The organism is Halalkalicoccus subterraneus (genome assembly GCF_003697815.1).
Lineage (GTDB): Archaea > Halobacteriota > Halobacteria > Halobacteriales > Halalkalicoccaceae > Halalkalicoccus > Halalkalicoccus subterraneus.
In genome coordinates, this window is record NZ_RDQG01000020.1 from 1 (window position 1) to 9,895 (window position 9,895).

A 9,895-nucleotide genomic window follows, 5' to 3' on the forward strand; every position below is an offset into this window, starting at 1 on the left:
TCATGTGGTTGATTGTAGCGGATCATCCATATGTTGATGGGAACAAACGAACGGCACTCTGGTCAGCAGCCTATCTCTACGATCTGAACGGTTACCGGTTAGAACCTGACGACACTATCCGGACGATCCTCCGGGATCTTGCGACAGATGCGGAGGATGTTGATCTTCCAGGGGTTGAAGACTATCTTCACCAGCGAACGATCCACGAAAACGACTAAGACTCACTATGACGTATACAAATTCATCAGAGGTTGATTCAATGTCTGAAGAACACAGGGATGATGAGGTTGATCGGCGTAAGCGGGCGGCCCAGTTTGCTGATCGGTATATCGACGAGCATCGAGAGTTGTTCATGAGGCTTGAAGACGAGTAGCTCTGTTGAAATCCTCAGCCATTAATAAAAACGGAGTGGAAATTGGTAGATAGAGGGTATAGAGCTATCATTGCTCCATCGGAACAGAAAATCATGTTCAGCCGACGAACGCAAGCCCGTGTGGAATTTCTCTTGGAACTGCTCTCGGTTTCTTATCGCTTCCGCAAGTTGTGCGAGAAGCCAGCAGATGGCTCGAACAGAATCGTACCGGAGTGGCTGGTTTTCGGAACAGCAATACAAATTGGCTATAATTGGATATACGACCACGATATCGGTGCACTTCGAACGAACCGATGGCAGCGAATTGTCGGTATCGGAATTTGGATTCTCGTTGCCAGACGCTTGTTTCCTCGCTCAGAAGATGAATGGCGAAGTTTCTCTCTGGGCGGAAGCATTGGACGACTCTGTTACCGATTCTGGTACGGTGTTTTGTATCCCGTTTCGACAGATGATGATAACTAAGCAGTCCTACGTAACAGGTGTTTCATCTATTCTGACCGGTAAATGAAGTCAGCACCAACCACTACATACCGGGCATACATTTTTCACACCAGCCAGTAATATTCGTGGCAAAGATGGTCGCTAAGTATCAAGACCAGTCATCTATAATCACTGCATTCGCCATCCTCATAGCCATCATCGCTATTGTGGGAACGCAGTTCTTCGGATGGGAGTGGGGGTCTGAACAGCTCATTCCAACAATCATCGGTGTTGTCGTTGCCGGAATTGCTGTAGTTGTTGGTGCCAGAAGAGTAATGGACTGAACGAGAGCAACTCTTTGGCCCCTCTCTGACCAACTGATAACTGCTATTCAGTTCGTATCTCTACATACCGGGAACGTCATTCCTCGATACAATGGAACGAACACAGAATAAGGGTGTGTAGGAGTCCATTTCTTGCACATCGGTTCCTGAAAGTGGTCTATATCGACTAACTCACTGCCTGATTTACCCTCGATTTACTGCTATAGTCCCGATATAGGGTTTCCTCTCTTACTGGTTGGATCAGTCTCACCTATCGGGAGTGCGTTTTTGCACATCGTATCGCGGGGTGATTGTGCAAATCGAGGGTTGGTGTTTTCTGTGCGTGCAACCCCAGAGCGCCAAAAAGGGGTTCGCAGAGAGAATCTTGTGCAACAATCGCCTTTGTGAGAGAGGGAACTGTTGCACAAGGCAACCACTCTCCACCATACTTATCTATACACACTCTATACACACTAACATGGATCGAAAGAACATCACCATTCGCGAGGATCAGTCTGAATGGATCGCCGCACGCGGTGTCAACCTCTCGCGGTTCGTTCAAGAGCGCCTCGATGAGGAGATGGGCCCTTCCGACGACGAGCTCGCCGAAGCCTACCGTGAAAACGCAGAGAACGCCCGACAGATGAACGAAGAGTGGAGCAACGTTTCGACCGAGGCGAACCAGCACCTCGGCGAGAACTCTCTTGAGGACAATTCGTGAGCCAATTGCACCGTGGCGATATTGTCCGTGTCGACCTCGGCGGCCCGGACAATGACGATACCCGTGGGTCGGAAATGTACAAGGAGCGCCCCGCGGTGGTCATTCAAAACGACCTCGGAAATCAACACTCGGCAACAACGATCATAGCTCCGATTACTGGCGGACAGAGTGGCTACCCGTTTCACGCTAATCTCTCAGCGTCGACGCCCGGTCTCTCGAAACAGTCCTACGTCGCTCTCGACCAAATACGAACCGTCGATATCGAGGAGCGGATTACCGAAACGCTCGGGAAGGTTCCTGATCATGATATGGGTCAGCTTGACCGGGCGATTAAGATCTCTCTCGGATTGGATGGGGGTGGGTCCGAACCACAAGAAATCCCGTCGACCTGGTGATAAACGTCAGCGGGGGCGTTCGGGAGATTCTGCGTCCGTCAATCGGGAAGTCGGGCGCGTCGAGTGAACGAATCCAGGAGTAGCGCCGAGAGAGGGGTGCAGATTGTTAGGGAGGCAGGTGTCGGTCGTAGATATTCCGCCGATGACCTGCCGCTTCAACAGTAAGAAGGTCTGCATCCCGGTCCCAGCTGATGATTGCTCAGTAGTCCCCAGCCCACACTTTGTAGTATGGGTATCCTGTGAGAGGTTCGAGTCGGTGTTCTGTCCATTCGGTCGCCTCATCGACTTTGTTCATCACTCGGTCAGCAGCCTGTGGATCAAGCCCATCTAAGTGATCTAGGGCTTGGTCAGTGTACTCAACCTCAGTCATCCAGCTCTAACCGCTCTCGGGTCTCCTCAGCTGATACCGTCTCTCCCTCTTTTTTCTGCTCTCGGCTATTCTCGAGGTCCTCAAGCGTTTCATCAGAAGGCGTAGTCGGAGGATTTGCCCAATCCCGAAGTGCATCACGGATCGCTTCCGACCGAGACGTGTACCCACGCTGGTGGTACTCCTCTTCGATCACCTCGAGTAGGGCCGCCGGGACGCGGACGTCGATTTTCTCTGTTTGACCCTCATTGGACTGTCCATCCGAATCAGTTCTCATAGTGTGTGAGACGTATGTCTCACAGAAAAAGGTTTGCGAGAGGAGGTAGGCTACTCCCCGAGCATCCTAATACGACCGACCGGCCAGGCCATGAGGCTCATCGGCCGATACCTCCCCTTTCGTTGGCGCGCTCACGTTCCTCCTCTAGTTGCTTCTCTTGCTCGCGCTCGCGGCGCTCACGTTCATTCTGACGGTGTTTGTACCGCTCGCGTTCAACCATCCGCTCGTTGGCCATCTCTCGGACGTTCTCGATGTCCTCGCGATCCATGTAGAGATCTGTCTTCTCCCCAGTCATGGCGACGTGTGCGTGCGGGTGCTCAGTGTCCCGATGAATAGAGTAAGCGTAGGTGGCCGTCGGCCGGTCTTCGGTGAACCGCTCCATCGTCCGGCGCGTCTCTTTGCCGAGTTCGTCGTTCGATAAGTCGGTGCCGTTCTCCGGGCTGATAATCATGTGGCGCTCGAACTGGTGGCGTCCGCTCTTCTCGACGAACCGTCCTTTACGCTCATCGCTCATCGGGCGGCCGGACCTGTCGTGGACCGGAGTATCCCCTTCGCGACTGATGTAGTTCACGAGATCACCCGCCCCGGTGTCCCGATAATCGGTGTCGAGATACGTCGTCATAGGAGCTCGTCAATGCTGTCGACCTTCCCGTTGGATCCTGTGGAGTCGCTCTCGTCGGTATCGGAACCGTCCGTGGTGTCAGAATCGTCAGTGACATCGTGGTCCTCAAGCGGATAGCGAAGACGTCGAGCGCCCGTAGCAAGAACTTCCTGGCGGCGAGGGTCAGGGTGGTTCTGCTTCAGCAGCTCGAAGTTCGCGATCGAGTAGGCACCAGCTCGTGCATTGAGATCCTTCGTGTCCTCGACGATCTCCGTGAGGTCCTCTTTTGCTTCGGCTATCAATGCCTCAATTCGTTCTTCGGCAGAGAGGTCCGTGGCGGCCTTTTCAACACCGCGGCGTTTTCGTTCGGCCTGAGCCAATTTGTAGACGTAGCTGGAGAGGGTTTCTCCTTCTTCGCTGGCCTCGCTTTTGAGGTGGTTCTTTTCGCTTTCTGATACGTACACTGAGATCACTGTATCGCGTGTCATGTTATGGTCGTCTCTTTGAGTGGTGGGTATGCGGCTTGCCTGAGTGGTGGTTTTGCTGGTGAGTGGAGCAGTAGGCAAGTTAAAATCCGCATTAGCTTGCCCTCGATGGCGTCGCCCTCTCGGGATTCTGTACCAATGTTTCCACATTAGATACCAATGTGACCCATATCATAGTACTTTCGGGTCGTCCGAGTGGCCCGAACCGTGGATACCCGGCCGGTCTAAGAACGTGGGCATACCCAATATATCTGAATCTTTGACATGTTCTTGAATGGATTATCGGAACCCTCACTCGCGAGCAAGTAACGCCGTATTCTCGCCTCCCGTTGGTCGGCTCCGAGACGGGGGTTCCTCGCTCGCTCGGGACGCTTGTCATACCGCCTAACACGAGTAGACCGCCTGCCGGGAGAGTGGATCCCGAGAGGCGACTGAGTAACAATAACAACGCCCGCGTTTAGGATCAGGTACGCGGGCCGGGCCTGTCCCGACCGTATCCATTATTCCCGGACAATAACACGTTTGACGTGATCACCGGCGGCCCCTTCTATTCTGCTCGGTCGCTTCAGCAACACGCTGATTCACGTATTGATGACGATGACCGCTTGCACATTGATACAGACGATTCCCGCGTGATTATCGACCCTCAGTAGCCCGCTCTCGCTTGCACCCCTTCGACTACAAAAAGAACCGGCGTTGCTTACACCCTGTAAACAGGGGAGTGACTGCTGACAGGCTGTCAGTAGCCCCACCTCATTCAATACGGAATCCCCCTGTCAGCAAGAGCGGTCGTTTCCCGACTGATTTTCACTCCGAACGAGGGGTGTCGTCGCGCCGATCACGCCTGAACGCCACCGTCAGAAGTCAAGTGGCTGCTTGTAGGCCAGAGATAGATATATGTCACTAGCACAATAAGCAATAGCATGGTTTCAAAGCCTACCCAACAGACGCTAGGCACTGCTTGGACGATGGTCGTCGTCGGAATTTCGACGCTTCTGATAATACTCGCCTCCAGCAGCGACGGAGCCGTCTGGGGTATGCTTGGAGTGGTCGTTGGAACCGGCTGCGCGCTGCTCGGGCTATATGCTGGACAAAATGGGAATGGCGATCCGGCCCGTGCGTGTCAGAGTTAGAGGACGATTGCGACAGCTACATTTCGATACCGGGGTGCTGCCGCGCCGATCACGCCACCGGGACCCTGTAAACAGGGGAGTGCCTGCTGACAGGGGTGGCAACCCGAACAGAGGCGCGTTAGCTACACTACTAATTGGGCCATAACGAACTTATGAGGCGGAAGAACCCGAGAAGCGCGACTCCAGCACCAAGAATGCGGGTGACTACTATGTTCCAGTCTGTCGGTTCGACTTCAAACGAAGAACGCGTGCTGCCGATTGCGTCAATCTGTTCACCAACCCGAGTAATTCGTTGTGCATAAATGACCATACCGAGGCCGATAAGGAGAAGTGCTACGCCGAGAAGGCTCACCATGTGTCTGTATTTAGCTTCTTTAGATATTAGTTTGTTCGCCGGTCCTCACTCTTACGACCGCCACCAGCGTGGCTAGATCCAAAGAGGTTGACGACCATACTGCAACGTTCCTCACGGCCCACAGGGGGCCGTCGGGGCTGGCAGGATAAGGTAATACCCCACCGCTCAGCACAGCCACAGCCAGCGTGGAAAGGAACAGGGAGTACAGCCTATGCGAAGACCCCTTCATTGGCTCCGACCCCAGAACGCCAGTCGATCCAATACACGCCGAAACCACGGTCTTGCTCACGCTACCAGCGGGACGGCGTATAAGGAGAGGGAAGCAACTATGCGAAGACCCTTTCATTGGCCTCAAATCCTGACGATGGAATAGGAGGTCGAAGGACCGACCAGAACTCAGAATGCGACCGATCAGTGACAGAGGACGGAATAGTAGTTACCGATCCAACTAGTTGAGACGAAATAGAGAACGTAGAAGAGAGCCGTCGCTATTGATCGATCGAACCCGACCCCCGAACTCTATTCGTCTGGGACCACCTCAGGGCTCGGCGAACCCATATCATGCCATTCGTCTCTAGCCTGCCGAAGCTCAATCACACGTTCCTCGCCGTGCCTCTCCTCGATCTCGTTTAGCCATTCAAGCGAACCGAGATAGGAATCTACGGCCCACATTGGCGCGAGCTGTCCGCCACACTTCGAGGTCTGTCCGTTTGTCGGCGTATCCACACTCGATGGGACCATGCCAGCAGTAGCGTCCCACGCACTCGTATCGTCATTGGAAAACCCGTCATTCGCAGCATCCCACGTTTCTGCCGGGAGCGTATCGGACGATGAACTACCGTCAGCTGTGAGTGGCGAGGGAGCCGGCGAGGAGTAAGTAGCATGGTCGTGGTCGCACTCGCCATGATCGTCACCGTGGTCGTGAACGTGCTCGCTGCAAGTCGGGTCAGGAAATTCAATCCCGAGGACTTTGCCAGCAACGGAGCGCATGGCCTCAGTAACGTCGGCTTCTACAGCATCCCACGCCTCAAAGTTCGCGACCTTCCCGAAGGGCCGGACAGCCGCCCGATACCTCTGACCCCCGTCCTCCGGCGCAAGTCCGGCGTGTGAGAGGCTGTAGGCAGTCGCCCGGCACAACTCCTCTGTATCGGCTATCGACTTGGTGACGCCGTCCTCGCGCTCCGTAGCGATTCGATGAATGACCACGCCAGTCTGATCCTCGATCTTGTCGACTCCCGTTGTATCGACGAACTCGGAAAGGCAGATAACGTGGAAGTGGGGCGCGTACACCAGGAACTCCTCACGAACGTCCGTCCAAGACCATTCCTCGCTTTCGACTTTTCCGAGGACGTCCTTCCAGGTCATATCACCGTCTCCCGATTCGTGTCCAAGGACGTCGCCACGGTATTCTGGGGCGATCCGATACGGATGGTAGATCAAGTATCCCGTATCAACGTCGACTTTCGAGAGGAGCGGTTTTATCGCCTCAATCCCCTGCTTGAGCGGGTCTTTCGAGTTGAATCGGGTCGAGTCGCGAAGCGAGACCGTCAGGTGATGTGGCTTCACCTTCTTTCCATTCTGACTGTACTCATGACGTCCGAGAGCTTCGACCTTCGAGGCGATCGACGTCGCGTGATGGAACGCCCATGAGTTCCAGCAGCGAGGACACCGCGAGCGGCGGCAGGTCCGTCCAACTTCGTGAGGCGCGCCGCAACCAGTACAAAAGAGACCAGCGAACTCCTCGCCACAGTCGGGAAGCGTCTCACCCGAACCGGCAAGCGGGAGTTGCGGAAGCGGATCGGCGTACTCGCGAGCGTCCGGCTCCGTGGTTGTGATAGCAGCAGTGGAGCTTGGGTCGACGTCCCGAGCGATCCGAACGCGCGTTTCCTCGCCGTCCTTCTCATACTCGAAACAGATTGCTCCTTTCTCCCTACTTTTCGAGCGCAGGGATGTCTCGCGATTTACCACGCGGTCTACCACGCTCTCCCCATCCGGTGCCGTCATGCGAACACCTCCGTGAGCGTGATCTGCCGCGGGTCAAATCGCAAGAGTGCAGTTGCGCGTACGAACTCCGAGTCGTGGTCTGATTTGGTGGTGCTGTCAGTCGTCATCGTTCCGGTCGTCCGATCACGGCCGGACGGGCCGGGCACCGCGACGAGAAAGACCCATGAACCCGGACGTCCAATACCCGGGTAGAGGCCCAAGGCCTCGCATCGAAGGTGCCAGCCTTCGATTGTGCGTGTTTCGGCGCTGATGGGAGCCTGGACCCCGTGTCAAGAGGTGGCTCCCAGCGCCGTTCGATCCAACTACCTGCACAGCCTCGCGTATCTAACTTAATCTCGTCTTCTATCAGCTGCGCCGCCAGTGCAGCATCCCTGCTGAAGAAGGTCGCGCCGACCGCACGTCTCTCTGCAGCGTTGGGGATTGCTGTCATGGCTATCTGATGAGCCACGGGCTAACGAGACAGGCAAACAGTTATGCCATGCCAGCCAGAAAGGGGAGATGTTCTAAGTCTGGCCCCTTTCCGGCCTTTTTCGTGTTCCGTAGCTTTGCGTATGACCTCACACACCTTGCTTATAAAGGTCAGTGACAACGAAAAAATGATTGTCTGACGTAGAGCTGACGCAACACTATGACCCATTAACGATCCATACTGCATCATGAAGAGAATCAGTCCCCAAGTCCGAGAAGAACATATCGAGTATATCAATGAAGTACAATCAAAGGCAGATAGCGATATTAGTGATGCAGAGGCTATTAGACGTATTTTTGATCGAGCAATTCAGTATGAGTCACAGACGGAGCAGCTTGAATCAGAGTTGAATCATGCTGAAGCACGAATCGATGAGCTTCAATCTAAACTGATTGCAACCACTGAGAAGATAGATGCATCTAATGAACTAGTCAAAGTCGTAGAAGACGAGCAATCACTTCAGAAGCAACGTGCTCAAGCGGGAATTATGACACGCGCTAAATGGTGGTTGACAGGTATGCCATCCAAGGAGCAGTAAAAACTTGCCTCACGATAGGCGTGTTCCGTCTGAGCGTGGGTTCATGAGTTCCGTGTTTTCCTCCCGCTGCTCGAGAATCAGGCGCTTCTCATTCCGCGGGCCGTAGGCGCAACCTCAAAAAACGGAGTTAATCCTCGAGCGCGTCGAGAACATCACGTTCCTCATTCCGCATCCGACGGGCTGTCTCGACGAATGATTCTTTCTCGCTCTCGTTTGATTCCTGGTTGTGCGTCTTGCTCATGTTGTCTTCCATAGTGTTCACACCTACTTATTCATTATCCGTCCGAGGTGGGTTCAATCGTGATTTGTCGATCGCGCCGGTTTCCAACCACTTGGCGATTTCCTCCACCTCATATTTCCGGATACTACGCACGACACGAGCTTCCCCCACGTCTGTATCAGCTCGTTGCGCGCCGGCCTGCTCTAAATACGATGTTGCCACGTTCCATGCAGTGCGCTTATTTCCATCTTCGAATACATGGGCCGTCACCACCTTCCGAAGCAAGAAGGCGGCTCGTATGTACACATCGTCATATTCGGCCGCCTTGCGGGTATGTGGACGGAGTTCAAGTCTCGGTGATGCAACGCGGGCACCCTTGTACTTCAAATCATATTCCTCCTCAATCTCATCGTGGATAGTTACGATATCTTTCGCTGTCGGGAGAGTGCCATCACCGCTATCCGTCATCGCTTTCGCCCTCACAGACGACATCCTGAAGCTCGTCGGTGAGCGACCACGCGACGCTTCTGGGCCCAAAGGTGTGTTTTTCGACTGTTCCGTCCTCGAGGAGATTCCGTAGCCGTCGGTCGGCGGCCTGTCGCGAGCATCCGAGTTTGTCGGCTACCTGCTGAGCCGATAAGGTGTCCCCTCCGAGTGCGTCCAAGACCCGTTCATCGGTGACTTGTGGGATGAATTTCCCCGAATCGTCGCGCTTTCGCTCCATATCAGACGATACGTGTCCCATCTACATAATCCAATTGCTCAATAGCATGCCGATGTCTTTAGTTCTATTGCGTATAAGCATTAGGTAGAGACAGACCCATGAGAATCAACACAGACGATAAGTACGAGTGGCGTACGGACCTGTATGACCGAGTAGGCGAACTAATGAACGAATCTACGCGGTCGGGCGCGGTTGATGCGTCGGCACAGTTCACCGAGGAGATGATGCATAACTTAGAGCGGGCGATAGATCATCCCGACATGACACCGGAACTCGCGGCCCTGCTGTCAACGAGTCAAGTCGAGCTAGAGTATGAGATCCAGTCTGACGTGAACGTCAGCGATTGATAGCACGAGAAACAACTTTTAATGGATATCGAGTACCCGACGGCTGCTGAAATCCATGAGATCCATGAACGGATTGTAGTGAATAGTGACAAGACAGAATCCGGTACTCGGTCACCTGAATCTGTTGAGTCGGCAATCGAGTA

At 54.2% G+C, this 9,895-nt stretch carries 12 protein-coding genes and 2 pseudogenes; 7 read left to right on the forward strand and 7 right to left on the reverse strand.

All coding sequences use genetic code 11. The features are described from left to right. The 5 genes and pseudogenes from EAO80_RS19980 to EAO80_RS05440 form a co-directional block, all read left to right on the forward strand. Nucleotides 1-218, forward strand: a pseudogene (locus EAO80_RS19980) (type II toxin-antitoxin system death-on-curing family toxin); the annotation flags it as partial. A 342-nt stretch (nt 219-560) separates the two neighbouring features. Continuing rightward, entirely contained in the window at nt 561-881 is a 321-nt protein-coding gene (locus tag EAO80_RS19985; protein WP_211330644.1) for a hypothetical protein, read from the forward strand. A 67-nt stretch (nt 882-948) separates the two neighbouring features. Continuing rightward, on the forward strand, nt 949-1,137 hold the full coding sequence (locus EAO80_RS05430; protein WP_122088920.1) for a multidrug transporter: 189 nt from the start codon (nt 949-951) through the stop codon (nt 1,135-1,137). Between the two features lie 457 nt (nt 1,138-1,594). Then, entirely contained in the window at nt 1,595-1,837 is a 243-nt protein-coding gene (locus EAO80_RS05435; protein WP_122088921.1) for a hypothetical protein, read from the forward strand. Next, on the forward strand, nt 1,834-2,232 hold the full coding sequence (locus EAO80_RS05440) for a type II toxin-antitoxin system PemK/MazF family toxin (RefSeq protein WP_122088922.1): 399 nt from the start codon (nt 1,834-1,836) through the stop codon (nt 2,230-2,232). The genes EAO80_RS05435 and EAO80_RS05440 overlap by 4 nt, the downstream gene beginning before the upstream one ends. 106 nt (nt 2,233-2,338) lie before the next feature. Here EAO80_RS05440 and EAO80_RS20740 read toward each other — a convergent pair. The 5 genes and pseudogenes from EAO80_RS20740 to EAO80_RS05465 all read right to left on the reverse strand — a co-directional run bounded on the left by EAO80_RS20740 (nt 2,339) and on the right by EAO80_RS05465 (nt 7,454). Further along, nucleotides 2,339-2,602: pseudogene (locus tag EAO80_RS20740) on the reverse strand (type II toxin-antitoxin system RelE family toxin). Beyond that, complete coding sequence (locus tag EAO80_RS05450; protein ID WP_122088923.1) at nt 2,595-2,876, reverse strand: ribbon-helix-helix domain-containing protein; 282 nt, start codon at nt 2,874-2,876, stop codon at nt 2,595-2,597. The pseudogene EAO80_RS20740 and the gene EAO80_RS05450 overlap by 8 nt, the downstream one beginning before the upstream one ends. 97 nt (nt 2,877-2,973) lie before the next feature. Then, the gene (locus EAO80_RS05455; RefSeq protein WP_122088924.1) at nt 2,974-3,498 is read right to left on the reverse strand and encodes a relaxase/mobilization nuclease domain-containing protein; all 525 of its coding nucleotides are present in this window, start codon (nt 3,496-3,498) and stop codon (nt 2,974-2,976) included. Beyond that, complete coding sequence (locus tag EAO80_RS05460) at nt 3,495-3,965, reverse strand: hypothetical protein (RefSeq protein WP_122088925.1); 471 nt, start codon at nt 3,963-3,965, stop codon at nt 3,495-3,497. Before EAO80_RS05460 ends, EAO80_RS05455 begins: the two co-directional genes overlap by 4 nt. Nucleotides 3,966-5,969: 2,004 nt before the next feature. Continuing rightward, a complete protein-coding gene (locus tag EAO80_RS05465; RefSeq protein WP_122088926.1) occupies nt 5,970-7,454 on the reverse strand; it encodes a hypothetical protein in 1,485 nt (494 codons plus the stop codon). Between the two features lie 656 nt (nt 7,455-8,110). On the opposite strand from EAO80_RS05465, the gene EAO80_RS19990 reads away from it, so the two are divergent. Then, entirely contained in the window at nt 8,111-8,461 is a 351-nt protein-coding gene (locus tag EAO80_RS19990) for a hypothetical protein (protein WP_211330645.1), read from the forward strand. A gap of 268 nt (nt 8,462-8,729) precedes the next feature. Here EAO80_RS19990 and EAO80_RS05475 read toward each other — a convergent pair whose 3' ends face one another. Both EAO80_RS05475 and EAO80_RS05480 read right to left on the reverse strand, forming a co-directional pair. After that, nucleotides 8,730-9,149 carry a type II toxin-antitoxin system death-on-curing family toxin gene (locus EAO80_RS05475; RefSeq protein WP_122088927.1) on the reverse strand — a complete coding sequence of 140 codons (420 nt, stop codon included), beginning with the start codon at nt 9,147-9,149 and terminating at the stop codon, nt 8,730-8,732. Next, the gene (locus EAO80_RS05480; protein WP_122088928.1) at nt 9,139-9,405 is read right to left on the reverse strand and encodes a winged helix-turn-helix domain-containing protein; all 267 of its coding nucleotides are present in this window, start codon (nt 9,403-9,405) and stop codon (nt 9,139-9,141) included. The genes EAO80_RS05475 and EAO80_RS05480 overlap by 11 nt, the downstream gene beginning before the upstream one ends. Nucleotides 9,406-9,503: 98 nt before the next feature. On the opposite strand from EAO80_RS05480, the gene EAO80_RS05485 reads away from it, so the two are divergent. Continuing rightward, complete coding sequence (locus tag EAO80_RS05485) at nt 9,504-9,752, forward strand: DUF7692 domain-containing protein (RefSeq protein ID WP_122088929.1); 249 nt, start codon at nt 9,504-9,506, stop codon at nt 9,750-9,752. The last annotated feature ends 143 nt before the right edge of the window (nt 9,753-9,895 follow it).